Annotated in this window: 17 protein-coding genes; 12 read left to right on the top strand and 5 right to left on the bottom strand. The window is 57.1% G+C overall.

The features are described from left to right. The first annotated feature begins 11 nt into the window (after window positions 1–11). The 5 genes from IBT47_RS10075 (at window position 12) to IBT47_RS10055 (ending at window position 5,111) form a co-directional block, all read left to right on the top strand. Window positions 12–1,751 carry an FAD-dependent monooxygenase gene (locus IBT47_RS10075; protein ID WP_200560333.1) on the top strand — a complete coding sequence of 580 codons (1,740 nt, stop codon included), beginning with the start codon at window positions 12–14 and terminating at the stop codon, window positions 1,749–1,751. Between the two features lie 68 nt (window positions 1,752–1,819). After that, the gene (locus IBT47_RS10070; protein ID WP_200560332.1) at window positions 1,820–2,443 is read left to right on the top strand and encodes a TetR/AcrR family transcriptional regulator; all 624 of its coding nucleotides are present in this window, start codon (window positions 1,820–1,822) and stop codon (window positions 2,441–2,443) included. 81 nt (window positions 2,444–2,524) lie between these two features. Beyond that, window positions 2,525–3,736: an MFS transporter gene (locus IBT47_RS10065; protein ID WP_200560331.1), complete on the top strand. Its 1,212-nt coding sequence runs from the start codon at window positions 2,525–2,527 to the stop codon at window positions 3,734–3,736. Between the two features lie 18 nt (window positions 3,737–3,754). Continuing rightward, entirely contained in the window at window positions 3,755–4,636 is an 882-nt protein-coding gene (locus tag IBT47_RS10060) for a DMT family transporter (RefSeq protein WP_200560330.1), read from the top strand. A 22-nt stretch (window positions 4,637–4,658) separates the two neighbouring features. Then, the gene (locus IBT47_RS10055; protein ID WP_234471827.1) at window positions 4,659–5,111 is read left to right on the top strand and encodes a 2OG-Fe dioxygenase family protein; all 453 of its coding nucleotides are present in this window, start codon (window positions 4,659–4,661) and stop codon (window positions 5,109–5,111) included. A 1,072-nt stretch (window positions 5,112–6,183) separates the two neighbouring features. On the opposite strand, the gene IBT47_RS10050 is transcribed toward IBT47_RS10055, so the two are convergent. The 3 genes from IBT47_RS10050 to IBT47_RS10040 all read right to left on the bottom strand — a co-directional run bounded on the left by IBT47_RS10050 (window position 6,184) and on the right by IBT47_RS10040 (window position 10,257). Next, window positions 6,184–6,750, bottom strand: a complete 567-nt coding sequence (locus IBT47_RS10050) for a fimbrial protein (RefSeq protein ID WP_200560329.1) — start codon at window positions 6,748–6,750, stop codon at window positions 6,184–6,186. A gap of 72 nt (window positions 6,751–6,822) precedes the next feature. Beyond that, window positions 6,823–9,405: a fimbrial biogenesis usher protein gene (locus tag IBT47_RS10045; protein ID WP_200560328.1), complete on the bottom strand. Its 2,583-nt coding sequence runs from the start codon at window positions 9,403–9,405 to the stop codon at window positions 6,823–6,825. Between the two features lie 57 nt (window positions 9,406–9,462). Then, window positions 9,463–10,257 (bottom strand): fimbria/pilus periplasmic chaperone, encoded by a 795-nt coding sequence (locus IBT47_RS10040; RefSeq protein WP_234471826.1) that lies wholly within the window; start codon window positions 10,255–10,257, stop codon window positions 9,463–9,465. Window positions 10,258–11,166: 909 nt separating this feature from the next. On the opposite strand from IBT47_RS10040, the gene IBT47_RS10035 reads away from it, so the two are divergent. From IBT47_RS10035 to IBT47_RS10005, 7 genes are read left to right on the top strand one after another with little or no spacing between them, the layout of a single operon-like run. Further along, window positions 11,167–11,739, top strand: coding sequence for a PilL N-terminal domain-containing protein (locus IBT47_RS10035; protein ID WP_200560327.1), 573 nt, complete (start codon window positions 11,167–11,169; stop codon window positions 11,737–11,739). Then, window positions 11,736–12,380, top strand: a complete 645-nt coding sequence (locus tag IBT47_RS10030; RefSeq protein WP_200560326.1) for a hypothetical protein — start codon at window positions 11,736–11,738, stop codon at window positions 12,378–12,380. Before IBT47_RS10035 ends, IBT47_RS10030 begins: the two co-directional genes overlap by 4 nt. A gap of 9 nt (window positions 12,381–12,389) precedes the next feature. After that, entirely contained in the window at window positions 12,390–13,130 is a 741-nt protein-coding gene (locus tag IBT47_RS10025; protein ID WP_200560325.1) for a TIGR03759 family integrating conjugative element protein, read from the top strand. Next, the gene (locus IBT47_RS10020; RefSeq protein ID WP_200560324.1) at window positions 13,115–13,699 is read left to right on the top strand and encodes a transglycosylase SLT domain-containing protein; all 585 of its coding nucleotides are present in this window, start codon (window positions 13,115–13,117) and stop codon (window positions 13,697–13,699) included. The genes IBT47_RS10025 and IBT47_RS10020 overlap by 16 nt, the downstream gene beginning before the upstream one ends. After that, window positions 13,696–14,250 carry an integrating conjugative element protein gene (locus IBT47_RS10015; RefSeq protein ID WP_200560323.1) on the top strand — a complete coding sequence of 185 codons (555 nt, stop codon included), beginning with the start codon at window positions 13,696–13,698 and terminating at the stop codon, window positions 14,248–14,250. The genes IBT47_RS10020 and IBT47_RS10015 overlap by 4 nt, the downstream gene beginning before the upstream one ends. 10 nt (window positions 14,251–14,260) lie before the next feature. Then, the gene (gene traD, locus IBT47_RS10010) at window positions 14,261–16,429 is read left to right on the top strand and encodes a type IV conjugative transfer system coupling protein TraD (protein ID WP_200560322.1); all 2,169 of its coding nucleotides are present in this window, start codon (window positions 14,261–14,263) and stop codon (window positions 16,427–16,429) included. Further along, complete coding sequence (locus tag IBT47_RS10005) at window positions 16,426–17,175, top strand: TIGR03747 family integrating conjugative element membrane protein (RefSeq protein WP_200560321.1); 750 nt, start codon at window positions 16,426–16,428, stop codon at window positions 17,173–17,175. Before traD ends, IBT47_RS10005 begins: the two co-directional genes overlap by 4 nt. 41 nt (window positions 17,176–17,216) lie before the next feature. On the opposite strand, the gene IBT47_RS10000 is transcribed toward IBT47_RS10005, so the two are convergent. Together IBT47_RS10000 and IBT47_RS09995 are read right to left on the bottom strand one after the other, a co-directional pair. Then, a complete protein-coding gene (locus IBT47_RS10000) occupies window positions 17,217–18,104 on the bottom strand; it encodes an alpha/beta fold hydrolase (RefSeq protein ID WP_200560320.1) in 888 nt (295 codons plus the stop codon). A gap of 94 nt (window positions 18,105–18,198) precedes the next feature. Beyond that, entirely contained in the window at window positions 18,199–19,098 is a 900-nt protein-coding gene (locus tag IBT47_RS09995) for a LysR family transcriptional regulator (RefSeq protein ID WP_234471825.1), read from the bottom strand. Window positions 19,099–19,230 lie beyond the last annotated feature (132 nt).

Genomic DNA, 19,230 nt, shown 5'->3' with positions numbered 1-19,230 from the left:
AGGATGGAATTATGTTGGAAACCGATGTTGTGATCATCGGCAGCGGCCCTGCGGGATCGTCGGCTGCCTTGATGCTCAGTTCCTATGGAATAAAGAATGTCGTCATCACGAAATACAGGTGGCTGGCGGATTCACCGCGCGCCCATTACGTTAGCCAGCGGACGATGGAGATCGTCCGGGACCTCGGCATAGAGAGCGAGGTCATCGCCAAGGCTTCCCCGAAAGAAGTCATGGGAGACGTGGTGTTCTGCACGTCCTTGACAGGCGATGAGCTCGGCCGATTGCCCTATGGCATGAACAGCCCTCGGCGCGCAACCGAGTATCTGGAGGCAAGCCCCAGCGAACAGTGCGATTTGCCGCAACACCTCTTCGAGCCGATCTTGCTTTCCAATGCGGCTGCCCGCGGCTCCCATGCGCGGTTCGACACCGAGTATCTGTCACATCGGCAGGACCCGGAAGGCGTGACCGTCGAGGTGCGGGATCGCCTGACCGGAGCGACTTATGAGATCCGTTGCAAATATCTCATCGGTGCAGACGGCGCCGGCAGCAAAGTCGTTCGCGACCTGAATTTGCCAATGGCCGGGCAAATGGGAAAAAGCGGGAGCATGAGCATCATCTTCGATGCCGATCTCAGCACGTACATCGCCCACAGGCCCGGCTATCTTTGGTGGATCGTTCAGCCCGGCGCCAATATTGGCGGCATAGGCCTGGGGCTATTGCGAATGGTCAGGCCCTGGAACGAATGGCAAATCGTGTGGGGCTACGATATTGACCAACCCGCGCCGGAACTGACGACCGACGAAGCCATTGCCGTCTGCCGCCAACTGATTGGCGACCCTGATATCGAGATCAGCATACGCAGCAAATCCTTGTGGACCGTCAATGAAATGTACGCCACGCAATACGCGAACGGCCGCGTATTCTGCATGGGCGACGCGGTGCATCGGCACCCACCGTCCAACGGACTGGGGTCGAATACGTCGATCCAGGACGCCTACAATTTGTGCTGGAAACTTGCGTTCGTGTTGCGGGGACAAGCAGCGCCGACACTTCTGGAAACCTACAATCAGGAGCGTGCTCCGGTAGGCGAACGGATCGTGAAGCGGGCCAACCAGAGCGTTCGAGACTTTGGCCCGGTATTCGAGGCGCTTGGCCTGGATGGCCGGTACAGTGCGAAAGACATGCGGACCCGTATCGATTCGTTGAAGGATACCGATCAAGCGGGGGCCGACAGGCGCGCCAGGCTGCGGGACGCCATCGAATTCAAATCCTATGAATTCGCTGCGCTGGGCGTGGAAACGAATGTTCGCTATCAGTCGACGGCAATCGCACCGACACAACCGTTGCAGCCATCATCCGACCGGGACGAAGATCTGCACTATTTCCCCTCCTGCGTGCCGGGCCACAAGCTGCCGCATGGCTGGATGGTCCGCAAGGGCAACAAGCTCTCCACGCTGGATCTGATAGGCAGCGGGCGCTTCACGCTGTTGTGCTGGCTCCAAGGCCAGCCATGGGCCTATGCCGCCAGAAAGCTCTCCGAAGACGCCAATGTAGTGCTCGAGGTCATCCAGATCGGACCCGGCCAGGATGTGCAAGATGCGTATGGGGATCTGGCGCGCGTCTGGAACCGTGGAGAACAGGCCTGCTTGCTGGTTCGGCCGGACGGCTATGTCGCATGGGAGGGGCTGGATATGACCGCCGCGTACGATGTCCTGCGACAGGGGGTGATGGCTGTTCTCGGCCGCACCTGATACGCGCCTTGATGAGGCGCGAGGCTGGTATACTTGATTTGGATTGATTCATATCCTAATATGAATGGATGAGTACATCAGCCGCAGCACCGCATCATATTTCCCGGGAACGGGGCCGCCCACGGGAATTCGATATCGACACCGCCCTGGATCGTGCCATCCTTTACTTTCGGGAACACGGTTACAACGGCGTGTCCATCGCGGACCTCTCGCAGGCACTGAAACTGTCGGCAGGGAGCATCTACAAGGCCTTTCACAGCAAGCATGGCTTGTTTACCGCTGCGCTGGACAGATATATGGTCCTGCGCGGCCAACAGATTGCAGAGATCACGGCAAGCGCCGAATCGGGACGCGAAAAACTACGCAGGCTTCTTGTGTTCTACGCAGAGTCGTCGCATGCGGCCGAAGGAAGGTATGGCTGTCTGGTCGTTGTCGGTGCCGTCGAACTTTCCAGTACGGACGAGGCGATTGCCGCCAAAGTCGCTTCTGCTCTGAGTGCGAATGAACGACGCCTCAAGGCTATCATCGAGCAGGGACAGCAAGATGGCTCGATTTCCAGGACCGCGGAACCTGGTACAACGGCCAAACTGATGTTGGCCCTGCTGCAGGGAATGCGTGTCCTCGGTAAGGTTGGGCAAAACCGCAAGGCCATGATGGCCGTTGTGGATACCGCGATGAAACTTCTCGATTGACCGGCCTTCTCAAAGCTACCTGAACCACCGCCGCACATGTGCGGCTTTAATTTGAACATATAGGAAACGAATCAATCCAAAATGGCGAATTTAACAACAACTGGCACGACAAGCAGCCCCCACAATCCATCCATATCCCGCTGGCTGACCCTGCTGCTTGCGTGTGCGTGCGGCCTGATTGCGGCCAACATTTACTATGCTCAGCCCCTGATTGGGCCGATCAGCGCCCAGCTCAACCTGTCAGAGCAGGCCTCCGGTCTGATCGTCACGCTGACACAGCTTGGTTACGGGCTGGGTCTGCTGCTGGTCGTTCCTCTTGGGGACCTGTTCGAGAACCGCCGGTTGGCTATTTCCATTCTGGCGGTCGGCGCCATCGGACTTTTGATCTCAGGCTTCGCAGGCTCGGTGGAACCGTTTCTTGCGGCATCGTTTCTGGTCGGTCTGGGCTCCGTCACCGTTCAGATTCTGGTGCCCTATGCCGCCCACCTGGCTCCCGACGCCACCCGCGGCCGGGTCGTCGGCAATGTCATGAGCGGCTTGATGCTGGGGATCATGCTGGCCCGGCCGCTGGCCAGCATGATTACGTATTTCACGAGCTGGCGAGTGGTGTTCTTCCTCTCCTTCATCGGCATGGTATTGCTGGCTGGCGTCTTGCGGTTCGCGTTGCCGGCGAGGCCGGTGGTGGCACGGTTGAGATACCACCAGATGCTGGCGTCCATGGCGCATCTGGTGAGGACTACGCCAGCGCTACGCCGAAGGGCGCTTTACCACGCCAGCATGTTCGGGGCTTTCAGCCTGTTCTGGACAACGACACCACTCCTGCTGGCCGGGCCACAATTCGGGTTAAGCCAGAAAGGCATCGCATTGTTTGCCCTTGCCGGCGTCGCCGGAGCGATCGCGGCACCTATCGCTGGAAGAATTGCCGATCGGGGTTGGATCAGGTCCGCCACTGCGGCAGCGATGCTACTGGGCATCGGTGCGTTCGCCATCACCTACATCGGCGACATCGGAACGCATCTGTCCCTGGCGATGTTCGTCATCGCGGGCGTTGTTCTGGACTTCGCAGTATCCGCCAATCTGGTCCTCGGCCAGCGCGTGATCTTCTCGTTGGCACCGGAAATCCGCGGTCGCCTGAATGGCTTGTACATGACCACGTTCTTCTGCGGTGGCGCCATAGGGTCAGCGCTAGGCGGATGGCTGTTTGCGCACTATGGATGGCACGGCGTCTCAATGGCCGGAATTGCGTTCGTTCTCGCCGCCGCCGTGTACTTCATGACCGATCGTACGCGCTGACACACAGAGAATGTATGCATGACAAACAATAAAAATGAAGGCGCCGCTTTGCTGATTCCCGGCCTCTTTGTGCTGCTCTGGTCCACAGGGTTTATCGTTGGAAGGCTGATCGTAGATTCAGCCTCTCCAAACATATTCCTGGCGATCAGGTTCTTTCTTTCATTTCTGCTTTTCGCGCTCATCGCGTTGGTACTCAGGAGGAAGTTCCCCCCTGTTGCCGAGTGGCACAAACATGCGCTGGCGGGCGTGTTCATCAACGGCATCTACCTTGGTGGAAGCTATTGGGCCATATCACAGGGCTTTCCTGCGGCGCTCATGGCGCTGCTAGGGGCCTTGCAGCCAGCATTCACCATGGTGATCGGCATCGCGTTCATGCGCGAAAACGTCAGGCCCATCCAGGCTACGGGCATCCTTGTCGGTCTGGCTGGCGTTGCGATGGTGCTTTTTCCAACCATCGGCCTGCAAGGAACACAAAGCTACACCTTCGTGGTTCCGCTCATCGCACTGGTCTCCGTGTTGTCCATAACGTGGGGAACCATCATGCAGAAAATGTCTATCGCGAAATCTGAGCTATTGCCGTCCCTGGCGATTCAGAACGCATCGGCCGCGGTCACTGCCATTGCGCTGGCATTGCTGCTTGGCGAGTCCCGACTATCGCCTAACGCAGAGTTCCTATTTGCGCTCTCGTGGGCAGTTCTCATTCTGTCCGGGCTCGGAACCTATCTTCTTGTCTTGTTGGTTCGCGGCGGGAGCGCGACGAAAACGACATCCCTGATGCTGCTTGCCCCACCGCTGGCCGCATTGGAGGCCTGGTTGTTGTTTGGCGACAAGCTCATGCCGCTGCAGATGCTCGGCTTTGGGCTTGCGCTGTTAGGTGTGGGATTTTGTAGAAAAAAATGATTGAGAAATGGAGAGATTTGATATGCCGACACTCAATATTCATGAGGTCTTATTTGAGATAAAAGACAAATACATCAACGACAAATTCATATTCATCAGCGGCGAGTTGATGGAAGGAATACTACGGGAGATGGGGGCGACGGATGAGGACTTTGACGGCCTGAAGGCTGTTAGCAACAACCTGGGGGCCGATCCGACGCTCCCGTTCAGAGAGTCCAGAAACGGGCGTTTTGAGCTTAACTTTCTGACCTCTAAAATAAACAGAATCGAGTTCCAACCTTTCGTCCTGTCAGCCCAGGAGGATTTCGTGCGGCATGACTCTGGCAAAGTCAGGGGCTTCTGTTCGTGTTTGCAACAGTTTCTCGTACGCGCGCAGGTGCTCAATCAACCAGCAGATCCCCTACGGACGAGTTGTCAACAGCGTTTATTTGCATTGAATTTCGTCGTTGCCACGCCCCCACCCAGTGTTTCGTGAGACGGTTATGGCGATTATTGGTTTGTGTTTGTTTCAAGATGCATCCAGTGTTACAGTTAGTACCGACTGTTTGGCTCCGGATTTTGCGGATTCCCCGACGTGCAGGACGGGGTACGCCGCCCCGCTTATTATTGAGTATACATAGTTCGAGGCGTCGTACGTCACGTCACCTTGCAATGTCATATACACGTCGGATGTGTCGCCCACCCAGAATTTCGGCCCCGAGTGCATATTCGAGCCTGTCAACTTCAGTCGTCCACATGATTGCAAGGTAAAAGGGGTGTTATATGTGTAGGTTTTACCAGTTTCTACTGATCCAAAGTCTATATAAGACGGAACTGTCGCGGTGCATTTAGTATGTCCCGATACAGTAGCTGTTAGGGTGTATTTGTAGTGTTCGCTGACGACTAAGGAAACGATCGCGGATGCGCTTTTCGAGCAATCGTTGTGAAGGTGCCAGATCACAGTCCCTCCCCCTATTTCGCCTTCATTGGTGCTGATAGTTGTCGATGAGTTTAATTCATATTTCCCACTACCGTATGCCCATGTTACGTCGGCGTAACCAGACAAACAAAGAACTCCCATCTCGGCGCTTGTACTAAGCACATTTATTATCGGCATGCTTTGCGTGTTCACGTGGCCGTCCCAAGATGCTTCGGACCAGAATTGAGCTATGGTTGCGTTTCCAGCTGGTTCCACCGTTAGCGTTTGCATGCAGTAGGCTTGAGGCTCGATTACTACCATGAGTGCGAGTACGTGCATATATTTCATAGGCACCTGTCATATATTCGTTAAAGAAGCAGGCTTAGGATTTGTCACACGCTGCCAACAATCCTTCAGCCCAAGATTTCCATCGTTTCTCGTATGCACGCACCTGCTCAGAGGCTTCGTCATGTAACTGCCCTCTTCGTAAGGCCTGCTCATAAAGCTGCGCGCTCCGTTCACGATGGTACCCGTGTTGCTATGGTGGTTCGTTTCCGCTGCTGCAGCCAGTCCACTGCAGATCGCCACATAGCATCAGGCTCTGTCATACAGAACTGCCGGGAAGATTTCTCTTCCCGGCATACTGACCTTACTCGTAAGACATATATAGAGTAGCGGTGCTGTTCACCTTCCCTTTTGTTACATCTTTGGCATCAGCGGCGGTACGTAGGAGTTTCGCCATAAATGTCATCTCTGCTGCCCCACCGGTCACCGAGTACTCAACAGGGGTAGTGCTACCCGGCTGAATCTGCGTTGTCTGGTCGTCTCCACCAAACAGAGCCACTGCCACACCCTTTGCAGCGGAGTCTCCGGTTAGTGTATTCGCGAATGAGGTAGGGTCAGCGGCATCAGCTGTTCCCGCAGCGATAATGGCTACTTTTGATACACTTGTATCGCAGTTACTCAGCTTCAGGGTAAACGGCTTCAGTGAACCTACATCCCCCTTCGCCGCCATGTCAGCAGCTGACACCTGACCCAGATCGATTGAAACCGGCGTGCTACCATTCCAGCTCGGAGTACAGGTAGCACCTGTCACTTCAGCCGTGATATTGATAGTCGCGCTCGTCGCATCGGCAGTTGCTGCATAAACGCCATTTGAAGCAGCAAACAAAGCCACTGCAATGGCACAAGCAGAGCGCATATTCTGGAACGACATATTATTTCCTTCTTTTTAGTTTCAACAAAAATGGGATTTTCAATCCCGGGTATTAAAAAATGTCCGACTTGCTTAACGACAGGATTCCTGCCCCCTGAAAATTGCTATATTTAGCGCTTCCTTAGGCAAGGTGTAATGCACCGTGCACTGCTGCTCTGGGCCTTTTCCCCACTGAGCTTTCAGAGCTCCATGTGGCGGGAGGCCCGTCAGCCATACCTGCCCGTTGTCACCGACTAAACCACCGTTACTGCCTTCAACACTGACCGTCGTGCCGAATGGCAGAGGCAAACCGTTGTGCGTCAACGTCATTAGGCTATGAACACCGGTATGTGCCGCAAACTCAGCCCTGACAACCGCACCTCGCGTTGGCACAACCCGGGTGACCGGATTATCAATGTCCGTGTGGTCATCCAGTTGACTGACGTCTAGCGCCACCCGATTTTCCCGATATGAACCGGCATACGGCACCACGGTATAGCCACGCCAGTCGGTATGAATTCCCGTACCATTCTCGACCGGCACATTTACCGCGCAGGGAGCTGCAACCAACACGTTGGTTTCACCCAACTGCTGGCTGAGTGTCAGGCCTGCCCCGTGAAGAATCGCCCCCCCTGAGCCTCCATACCGAATTTGTCGGTAGTTGCGGCTATAGCTGTAGGCCAGTGAGGCATTCCCGAATCCTCCCTGATACCCTAAACTGGTGTTACCACTGTTGCCCTCATCGCGCCCGTATCCCTGAGATACATTCCAGTCAAGGTTGTCACCCTCCAGCGCCGTTCCGCTGAGGCCAGCTTGATGGCTGACACGACCATCCTCGCTCCGCCCTGCACTGTAAGTGGCCATTAGATGGTTACGGTGGTCGGTGATACCACCGGGCGACAGCCATGCATCAAGGGGCACTGACATGTTCAGCCAGACTGACCGATCTGCGCCAGACTGGCCGCCAACATGACTGTATGCCCAGGATAGTTGGTAATTTAGCGTCCCCAGAGTGCCACTGAATCCGGTCTGGAGCGTGTTGGTTTTCGCTGTGTCCCGCCAGTAGGTCTGGTGACTACCGTTCAGGTAAAGCGTTCCCAATCCCCCGAGACGCTGAGAAACACTGACCTGAATTCGCTCGCGCTTATTGCTGTACATGTTGTAGTAATTTGCCCAGTTGCGTTTTACAGGTCGGCCAGCCGCATCAACCACCGTCCCGTCATACATCCACCCGGACATGCTTTTCAGCGCAGTTTCATCCAGAGTGTGAAATCCCTGAGTGGAATAACGGTAACCTGCTAGCTGGACCGTGGTACCGGTTGCCACCATCGAACGACCATACATAAACCGCAGGGACTGCCCTTCATGACGAGAGCCGTCCGCCAGCGTACTGTTCGCGTGGGTGATATCCGCAGACACTGCCCCCCATATGCCCATGTTCAAACCGGCCCCCACAGCCAGTGCATCGTAGTTATCAGCCAGTTGGGCACCACCGTAGGCCGTAAAGCTGTGAGGTAGCCCCCATAACATGGTTCCCTGTGCAAATGACGGCGTTTCGTAGCGATCACTGGAACCGCGGTAGCGTCCCGCAACGAGGCTGTAACGGATATGATCCTGACGCTGCAGCACCGGAAGGGATGAATATGGCACAGTGAACATACGATTGGTCCCATCAGCTTCTGTGATGATCACATCCAAGTCACCGCCGGATGAAACCGGATAGAGATCCCTGATGATAAATGCACCCGGCGCCACAAAGCTCCGATAAACCTCATGTCCGTTCTGACGAACGCTGACCTGAGCATTACTGTTCGCAGTGCCCTGAATAAGTGGTGCATAGCCACGCATGGTGTCCGGATACATGCTGTCGTCCGTGGCAAGCTGTATGCCTCGGAAGAACAGGGAATCAAAAACGTCGCCTTTCGTCGTGCTGTCCCCAGCAGTAAGCTCACTTCGCCATGGAATAATGGCCCGCTCCACGTAGGTTTTAACGTGCTGCCAGCTCCGACGGCTACCATACCTGCTTTCGTAATCGCTCCAGGTGCTGTTATCACGCAGTCGCCACGGCCCCAGGTTCAGCCCGCTGGTAAGACTCAAGTAATGGCTTCGGCTGTTACCATAGCTGCCTCGGTTCTCGCTGCCGCTAAACTGATAGCTTAGCAGGGCGGCCTTTATTCCTTCATCCCATCGTTCTGGGGGTATCCAGCCGCGAGGCCTGTTTTGCAGAGCTGCCTGCGGTATGCTGACTTCCAGATGCATTTTCTGAAAATCGAAGGACATATAGGCCTGCGGGATGTACTGACCAGGGGATACACATTGCCCATCTGCCAGCGCGTTTATTCCTGAAAATGCAGATGTATTGACCCCCATGTTGTCTAGTTCGGTACGAGTCAGGCAGGCCATCAATCCAGTTTCGTCATGAATATCATTCCGGCGATCATTACCAGATGCATCGACAAAACGAACGTTGCGAGATTCGAGAAATTTCCCGTTCAGAAAAATGTCGACCGAGTAATTCCCAGGAATCTGAGAATGACCGGATTCAAACCGCGACAGGTCAGCAACTTCATTGGTCCCACCCAGCATTGCCGGATCAAAATGCAGCGCCGCATATGCGCTTCCTTGCAAGGATAAACTAACCAAAATGCATAGAGGTAATAATCTAAAACTCGCCATAACACCCACACCCACACCCACACCCACACCCACACCCACACCCACAGGTATAAGAAATTAGTTCACGTCAGCGATCACTTCTTTCGTCTTGGCTCCGAAGTCATTCAAAGTGCGGAAAGCAATTTTCCCGCCATGGCTCCAATGAACAGTCTCTGAGGCCATTCCTTTCGGCGGAACCATAGTATCTTCCAAATTTTTACCTGCGATTTTCATATCTGTAAGAGTGATATAGTAAGGCGTCGGGTTTTTTATATTTAAACGATCACCATTCTGATGAAACTCCAATGAGTTAGGTGCATCATCAGGCGAAATATTCAGATCATTCGGCCGAACAAAAACTTTTATTCTGCTGGCCAGTGCAATTCTTATGACATTTTTCCCAGCGCTTTTACTTTCATCAATTGATGGAATTGCTTTTGAAGTAAAGTAGTAAAGACTTTCCCGATCATGGGGAAGTTCTCCACCCGTATATATCAGGCGTAGAGTATTTTCATTTTTTGGCCCACTGAGATACAAAGGTGGCGTTACGACAAAGTCGTTGGTTTTATGCCCAGAAGCGTCTTCTATCCAGGACTGCACCAGAAATGAATCAGTTTCACTAGAGTTACTTACCGACAAATTCCGTTGTTTTGCATTTTGTGGATAAACTACTCGCGTACCGTGAATCGATATCCCTCCTTCAGCCAAGACTGAAGGCGCGGTTATACATACACAGAACCCGATAAGTACAGGATAAGAAACTATTTTAGCAAGACGATAACAAACTGACATACCACTAAACCCCGCGCATAAGTCCAAATAAACCGGCATGAATAAGTTGATTGAAATATAGCATTCGACGTTAACATTCATCCGCGAGGAGTCTCCCGGAGGAACAACAATGTTATTTGGATAGTGTCATGCACATTAAATCAAGTTCACACGCCAGCTCCCTCAATTTTATGAAAGCATTGCTTCCATCGTCATGCGATTGAAGGCAAATAAAAAGCTTGTCACGCAGGTAAACTTGCTCGCAAATACCGAGACTTGCATCACAAAAAACTTTTAGAAACCTCGTCGCTTCATAAATTTCGATAAAGTTAAAGCCACTAAGTCTTTTAAGAAGTTGGTCACGCGAGAGGTAATGTTTTGCGCACCCTTCTTTCACTTGAGAAGAACAAATCATAACAACGCCAAATATTCATAAAATTTCACAGTATGTTTCAATGGGGTCATTCTACAATCAGACCAACGTCATCACCAATAGTTATTTTTCTGAGTGAAATATCATGAGCGTCGTGCAAGCCATTCTGTATAACAATATTAAACAAAGAAAAATAACACTTAGAAATGCGCCACTTATCGGCATCCATAGACACTTAGCAAGCATTCAAAAAAATCAAATAATTAAAATTACACCAACAAATTAAACATAAACATCACACAATTGTTTTGTTATTATTTAAATAAGAAGGCGGAAATATAAATAAACGATAAACGAAATTTTCCCATCGCGACCAATCAGTCGTGAAAACCGTATCCAGATTGTTATATTCATCACCACTATTGTTGCCACACCGTAATAAAAACACCAAAAATGTAAGCCAAATTGAAACACACTTAAAGAATGGGGAATTATTGTTATTAACTTGTATCAGGCATGACATTTTCTTCATTTCTTCACGCATAGGAAAATACGGGTTGGTAGCGGTTCCCTTTGTTTGCTGCTGCCTCCGCCATGAACGGCGATTGTGACGGTTCAACGCTTCAGAGAACCGACACATGCAACCATTCAGCCACTTCCATCGCCATCTGGCGGGCTGCGGCCTGCTGATCGCAGCCGCACTGATGTCCGGCTGCGCCACGACGACACCTCCGCCGAAGGCTGCCCCCATCGCGAAGCCGGCGATTGCACCGGCAAAGCAGAAGCCAGAATTCGTTCCTGTCGTTCGCTATGGCCGCTACACCCTGGTCGAACTGGCTCCGGCATCGGCACAGCAAGACCTGTTGTTGCAGGTGGTCGATGTCGCCATACCCGACACGCGCACCGCGACCGTGGGTGATGCGTTGCGGCACGTCCTGCTGCGTTCTGGCTACCAGCTCTGCTCAGTAGGAGAGATCTCCGCCCTCAATTCACTGCCGCTGCCAGCCTCCCACTATCGCTTGGGGCCAATGCTTCTGCGCGATGCCCTGCTGACACTGGCCGGCCCTGCCTGGGATATGAAAGTCGACGATGGCGCCCGCCGGATCTGCTTCACCCGCGCTGCCCAGCCAGCTTCTGCCCTGAGCCAACCGGCCTCGAAGGCGGCCGGACACGTTGAAAAACGCCCGCTCACCACGGAGGTCCGGCCATGACCATCATCCCCGGCTCCGGCCGCCGCTCGCGCGTACCGCTGCTGCGCGTAGCCACCATCACCTGGGGCTTGCTGATCAGCGCGGGAGCTGTCGTGAACCATGTGACGCTGTCCAACCTCGCCACACAGGCCGACGGCAGCGCACAAAGCACGCAAGTCGCTGCCCTGGAAACCCGGTTGGCAGAACTAGGACAGCAGCTCAAAGCGCAGCGTCAACAGCCCGACACGTTGACGACCGCGCAGTTTGAAACCGAGCGTCAGGCCATCGAACAACGGGTTTCCAGGATCGAGCAGGCGCTCGGCGAACGGCTGACGGCCGAAAGCCTCTCTCCATTGCATAGCCGTATCGAGCAGTTGGAGGCCCGACTGTCGAAAGCCGCCCAGGTCGCTCCCACCCCAACCCGGACGCGGAAGAACCAGGCCACCAAGCCCAAGGTGGCGGCGCCTCCATTCAAGGTCATCGGCCTCGAAATGCGCGGCGGCGAACGCTTTTTGTCGATCCTGCCTACGGGAGCCGCCGCTCCCCTGACAGGCGTTCTGCGGCCCGGCGAAACGGAGGCTGGCTGGCGGCTGGAAACCATCGAAGACCACACCGCGGTGTTCCAGAACGGCGGCCAGGTTCTTCGCGTGGTCGCGCCATAGGAGGGCCAGATGAACCGCAGGATCATTTCGCTTGCGTTGGCGACCAGCTTTACCGTCGGTGCCGTCTCCGCGGCAACGGCGCAGAACGCACGAACAGCCACTTCTCCGGTTGTTCCCAGCCAGGAACAGCCGGCAATCACGGCCAACAGCGATGAACAGAACGCTCGCGACTGGGGACTTCGCCCGGAGGAATGGACGCGCTACCGGGAAGTGATGCGGGGGCCTCTGGGGATCTTCTCGCCCAATCTCGACCCGTTGACAGCACTTGGTATCGAGGCGCGTTCGGACGACGAACGTCGCCGCTACGCCGAATTGCAGGTGCAGGTCGAAGCCCGCCGCGTCGAGAAAACACTCGCGTACCAGCGTGCCTACGACGCCGCCTGGCAACGCCTGAATCCGGGCATGCAGCGCGTCAATCTGCCTGGTGCCAACGCCGCATCCAGTGCGAATGCCGCATCAAGCGATGCGCGCCGTATGGCCGTATTCGTCAAGGATGAATGCGCCCCGTGCGGTCAGCTTGTCCAGCAATTGCAGGCATCGGGAACCGAATTCGATCTCTACATGGTCGGAAGCCGCCAGGATGATGCCCGCATCCGCGATTGGGCGAAGCGGGCACATATCGACCCCTCACGTGTTCGCAACGGCTCCATCACCCTCAACCATGACGCAGGCCGCTGGTTGTCACTGGGTCTGCAGGGAGATCTGCCAGCCGTCGTGCGGCAGATTGGCGATCAATGGCAACGGCAGTGAACCGCTACGCACGCCTGCTCGCGCTGCTAGCCGGCTTCATGGCTGGAAACGCCCAGGCCAACGCTCAGGAGATACCGCCACCCGCCTATCAGGTCGCAGCGCAACGCGCCGATATTCCGTCCCCAGTTCTCTATGCAGTGGCCTTGCAGGAGAGTGGCCTGCGGCGTGGCGGTCGGCTGGTTCCCTGGCCCTGGACGCTGAACGTGGCTGGCGCGTCCCGCCGCTTCAGCAGCCACGCCGAAGCCTGCGAGGGGGTACGTAAGGCGTTGCGCGAAGTTCCGCCAACCCGGATCGACGTAGGGCTGGCTCAGATCAACCTGGGCTACCAGAAGCACCGCTACAGCCAGCCCTGCGATCTGCTCGACCCATATCGCAACCTCGCCATCGCGGCCGAAATCCTGCGCGAACAACACACACCCGGCGAGGACTGGTTGCTTGCCATCGGCCGTTATCACCGTCCTGCCGGCGGCGCACCTGCTGCGCGCTACCGGCGCAGCGTCAGCCAGCACCTGGCGCGCGTGGTCGGCCCTTCCCGTGCTGACGTTTCTACAACGAGGAATACACCATGAAACCTGCCTTCGCCGTTGGCGCCGTGAGGCCGATTCTTTGCGCTCTGTTGTGCGCCGCTGGTCTGCCTGCCCTGGCTGCGGGCCAGCCGCCTCTCATCGTGGTCGAAGACCATGGAGGCACCTCCGCCTTGCCTTACTACCAGGCGCTGGACCTGCCACCACGCAGGGATCAACCAGGTCCGCCACGGATCTCCGCACCGCCGTCCGGAGGCAAGACGTTCAGCGAAGCCGACATGCTGCCCGTGCGCTCGGAACGGTTGTCGCCCGGCGATGAGCCTCGCCGGGTGATCCAGGCTCCGGGCCTGACGCCAGTCTTCCTCATCGGTGATGACGAACGCTCACGCGCCTGGCTGCTTGAGCGCAAGGCGGCGTTGACCGAAATCAGCGCCATCGGTCTCGTGGTCAATGTCGGATCGGCAGAGGCACTGGCGGGACTGCGCAAGCTGGCCCCCGAGCTCACCTTGTCTCCCGTATCGGGTGACGACCTCGCTCAGCGGCTCGGACTGCGGCACTACCCGGTCCTGATCACCACCAGCGGCATCGAGCAGTGAGCAAGCCGTCATGGCCCAGCCTCATGCAGTCGAAGTGCTACTGCGGCCAGTGGTGGAGCTATACACCGTTGCGGTTTGCGCCGGCGCCGCGTTGGTGTGCATGGTGGCACCCTGGTCGCTCGCGTTAAGCCCGCTGCTGGGATTCGGCAGCGCTCTGGCATTCCTCGTATTTGGCGGCATCCGCCTGCGCGACGCGATGGCCATTCTGCGATACCGCCGCAATATCCGCCGCCTGCCTCGTTATGTCATGACCAGTCGCCAGGTGCCGGTCAGCCGGCAGCGCCTGTTCATCGGCCGAGGCTTTCGCTGGGATCAGCGCCACACGCACCGGCTGATGCAGACCTATCGGCCAGAATTCCGGCGCTACGTCGAGCCGACACCTGTCTACCGCATTGCCCGGCGCGTTGAAGAGCGCCTGGAGTTCGCACCGTTTCCGCTTTCGAAGCTCGCCAGGGTGGTTGCATGGGACAACCCGTTGAATCCCGCGCGGCCGCTGCCGCCAGTGGGAGGCATGCCACGCCTGCACGGTATCGAACCGCACGAGATCGACGTCACGCTGCCGCTCGGCGAACGGGTCGGCCACTCGCTTGTGCTGGGCACGACACGCGTCGGCAAAACCCGGCTGGCCGAGTTGTTCATCACGCAGGACATCCGCCGCAAGAACGCCGCCGGCGAGCATGAGGTCGTGATCGTTTTCGACCCCAAAGGTGATGCAGACCTCTTGAAACGGATGTACGTCGAGGCCAAACGCGCCGGGCGCGAGGGCGAGTTCTATGTGTTTCATCTCGGATGGCCCGACATTTCGGCGCGCTACAACGCCGTGGGGCGCTTCGGCCGCATCAGTGAAGTGGCGACCCGCATCGCGGGTCAGCTTTCGGGCGAAGGCAACAGTGCGGCATTCCGCGAATTCGCATGGCGTTTCGTCAACATCATCGCAAGGGCCCTGGTGGAACTGGGGCAGCGGCCGGACTACCTGCTGATCCAGCGCCATGTGGTGAACATCGATGCCCTGTTCATCGAATACGCCCAACACTACTTCGCCAGCCATGAGCCGAAGGCGTGGGAGGTCATCGTCCAGCTCGAAGGCCGCATCAACGACAAGAACACGCCCCGTCACATGATGGGCAGAGAGAAGCGCGTGGTGGCGCTGGAGCAATATCTCTCCCAGGTCCGTGTGTACGATCCTGTCCTAGATGGCCTGCGTTCGGCAGTGCGTTATGACCGCACCTATTTCGACAAGATCGTCGCGTCGTTACTGCCGTTGCTCGAAAAGCTCACGACCGGCAAAACCGCGCAGTTGCTCGCGCCCAACTATTCCGACCTGAACGATCCGCGGCCGATCTTCGACTGGATGCAGATCATCCGCAAGAGGGCGGTCGTCTACGTTGGCCTGGATGCGCTGTCGGATGCCGAGGTCGCCGCAGCGGTCGGCAACTCGATGTTCAGCGATCTGGTATCCGTGGCCGGGCACATCTACAAATTCGGGATCGACGACGGGCTTCCCGGTGCAGCCTCCGGGGTGAAATTGCCGATCAACGTCCATGCCGATGAATTCAATGAGCTCATGGGCGATGAATTCATCCCCATGGTCAACAAGGGCGGCGGCGCCGGTCTGCAAGTCACGGCCTATACCCAGACCCTCAGCGATATCGAGGCGAGGATCGGCAACCGTGCCAAGGCCGGCCAGGTGGTCGGCAACTTCAATAATCTTTTCATGCTGCGCGTGCGCGAAACAGCCACGGCAGAGTTACTCACCAAGCAGCTTCCAAAGGTCGAGGTCTACACCACATCGTTGATGAGCGGTGCCACCGACAGTTCCGATATTCGCGGGCAGACCGATTTCACCAGCAACACCCAGGACCGCATCACCACGACGAGCGTCCCGTTGATCGAGCCGGCGCACGTGGTGGCGCTACCGAAAGGACAGGCCTTCGCATTGCTGGAAGGCGGAAATCTCTGGAAGGTACGCATGCCGTTGCCAGCGCCGGACCCCGACGAGGCGATGCCCAGGGATCTGCAACAGCTGGCGGGCTACATGCGTCAGCACTACGTAGAGGCTGGAGACTGGTGGGAGAACCAGGGGCTTCCCGGCCTGCAGGATGAACCGCTGCCGGACGACCTGCTGGACGACTTTCGGCACATCACCGCGGCATCGGCCGATGGCGAGGCCGTTATATGAGCGATCCGGCCGCCACCGCGCAACGCCAGCAGAACCGTCAGCAAGGGCTGATCGCCAGCATCATCACGATGCCGTTTCGCCTGTTCGGCGTTCTGTGCGGCTCGCTGCTCCTTTGCATCATCATCGAATGCGTGGGCATGCACCTGTTCTGGCCGAACCAGGGATGGCGGCACGCACAGGGCATGCTCGACTATGAACTGGCCCAGCTCTCCGGCCATTTCACCCGCAGCGCTCTGGTGCAGGAGCCGGGACGCACCGCGCATTGGCTGGTCGAACAGGCCTATGAATGGATCTTCGTCAAGACAGGCTTCCTGGAGTGGATGCGCAACGCCGCGAACCAGGCCAGCGCTCCCAGCCACAGCGGAACGCGCGATTTCCGGTACTACATCAGCCAGGCATATGTCTGGATAGAAAGCTACCTGATCGCCGCGGCGTTCACGACCCTGGTGTTCATCGTGCGCCTGATGGTGCTGGTGCTGACATTGCCGCTGTTCCTGATGGCCGCCTTCGTGGGGTTGGTCGACGGCCTGGTGCGCCGCGACATCCGCCGTTTCGGCGCCGGACGCGAATCCGGCTTCATTTACCACCGGGCTAAAGCCAGCCTGATGCCGCTTGCTGTGCTGCCCTGGGTGATCTATCTGGCGCTTCCTGTCAGCATCAGTCCCTTGCTCATCCTGTTGCCCAGCGCGGTGCTGCTGGGATTGGCGACGGATATCGCCGCCGGGAGCTTCAAGAAATATTTGTAGCTCTGCGCATTCGTTCGCACATCCGACCTGATCACGGCCTCTCATTTCCGGCAGAACCGCAAGATGGCCTCAGCAACACGCTGGGGTGCCTCCCGTGGCGGGAAATGCCCCACACCATCGAGCACCTGCCGCTCATAACCGCCCTGAAAGAACTTTTCCCGCCCCTTGGAAACGTCGGGGTGATTGCAGGTATCCGCACCGCCATGCAGCACCAGCGTCGGCACAGTCAGAACGGGCGCAGGATGCAGACGCGCTTCATCCTCGGAATAGGCCGGATCGCCCTCGGCGAAGCCCCAGCGGTGGCGATAGGAGTGCAGCACGATCTCAACCCAATCCTTCCCCTGGAATGCACGCGCTGCCTCATCGAAGTCGGCCGGGTCGAACCAACCGGTCGGCGCCCATGTGTCCCACATCATGCGGGCGAAGGCTTCACGCTCATCGCGCAATGCCTGCGCGCCGCGCGGAGTGGCCATGTACCAGTGATACCAATAGTCACGTGCTTGCTGCAACGCCAGCGGCTGGTCCGGTGTGTTGGTGCCATAACCCACCGACAGCAGCACCAGGTGCGAGGCGATACCGGCCTGCAGAGCACAGGCGTTTGCGGCGGCACGCGCACCCCAGTCATGGCCGATCAGCGCGGGACGGGGCAATCCGAGCACATTAATGAAATCCAGCAGGTCACGACCAAGGGCGGACAACTGGCCACTGCGCGGTGTGGCATCCTCCCGGAACCGGGTCGGTGCGAAGCCGCGCAACGCAGGCGCCAGCACGCGGTAGCCGGCATCGGCAAGAGCCGGGGCAACAGCCTTCCAGCACTCGGGGCTATCCGGCCAGCCATGCAGCAGAATGGCGGTTTGTGCTCCCTGCGAGTTCCATTCGAGGTAGGCGACGTCGAGCCGTTCAGTCGAGGCAAATTGATAGTTGTTCATCGGGCTGTCCCTCAACATGAAATTACCCCGGCGTCCCGGGACGACTGTGTGCGACTTACGCACGCCTTACAGGGGAGAATTTGCGGCGGTGGGATCATGCTGTCGAGCCCAATCCCCGGTCGATGTAGCTGGTAAAGAGCTTGTAGAGCTTGCCCGGTCGCGTCACGCTCAACACGAGTTGAATGGCCGGGACACTGGGCGCGCCATCTTCCTGTGTAAGAACATACAGATCTTCTGACAGTGCGCTTTGTGGCAGCAGCCCTATGCCCAGCCCACTCGCTGCCGCACTGCGGATATTGTCGAAGGAGCCACTCACATAAGAAAAGAAGTAGCGGCGACCGACATGCTCCAGTGCCGCGATCGCGCATTTGCGGATGACGCAGCCATCCGGGAAGGTGACCAGGGGGACTTCGTCCATGTCGCCGAAATGCGACGCTCCCGAGCCCACCCAGTGCAGCGATTCGACACGCAAGATCCGTTCGGTTTCAGATACCAGGGGCTGTCCGGCCATTCCCTTGAGAATAACGACATCCAGCTGCTGTTGCGCGGCCATGGCCGAGAGAACCGTCGATGAAGCCGCGGTGATCTCAACCCGAAGTCCCGGATTCTCCTCCAGACACATCGAGATGATGCCGTGGAGATTCCTCACCTGGAAATCATCTGGAACGCCGAGGGCGACCCGCCCCTTCAGATGATGCTTCTTGAGGGCTCCGATCGCCCTGTTGGTCCGCTGCAGGATGTCGCGAGCAGCCGGCAGTAGCTGCCTGCCTTCCTCCGTGAGGCCGAGGATATGTCCCTGACGTCGCTCGATGAGGCGACAACCAACATCCTCTTCCAGCCGTCGAAGACCAGCGCTCAACGTTGATTGCGTCCGCCCCAGTTCCTCTCCGGCGCGGCCGAAACCCCCGAACTCGGCAATAAACACGAACGCACGCAGTTGCTCCAGCGTGATGCCGCGCCCCTCCATCCGACCCAACTGCGCCGCCAGCTTCATCTCCGCCTCCTTCCGCTATCGCTTCAGTCGATTATAGCAGCGCCATAATTCATTTAACAGATCACCAGCCATCCAACACACTGTCGAAGCATCAAATTCAAGATCGATACGACACAGGTGAAACATGCCCCC

This window comes from Erwinia sp. S43 (assembly GCF_016624745.1).
Classification (GTDB): domain Bacteria; phylum Pseudomonadota; class Gammaproteobacteria; order Enterobacterales; family Enterobacteriaceae; genus Erwinia; species Erwinia coffeiphila.
Note: the sequence above shows the minus strand (reverse complement) of the source record. Positions and strands in the feature narration are given on the sequence as shown.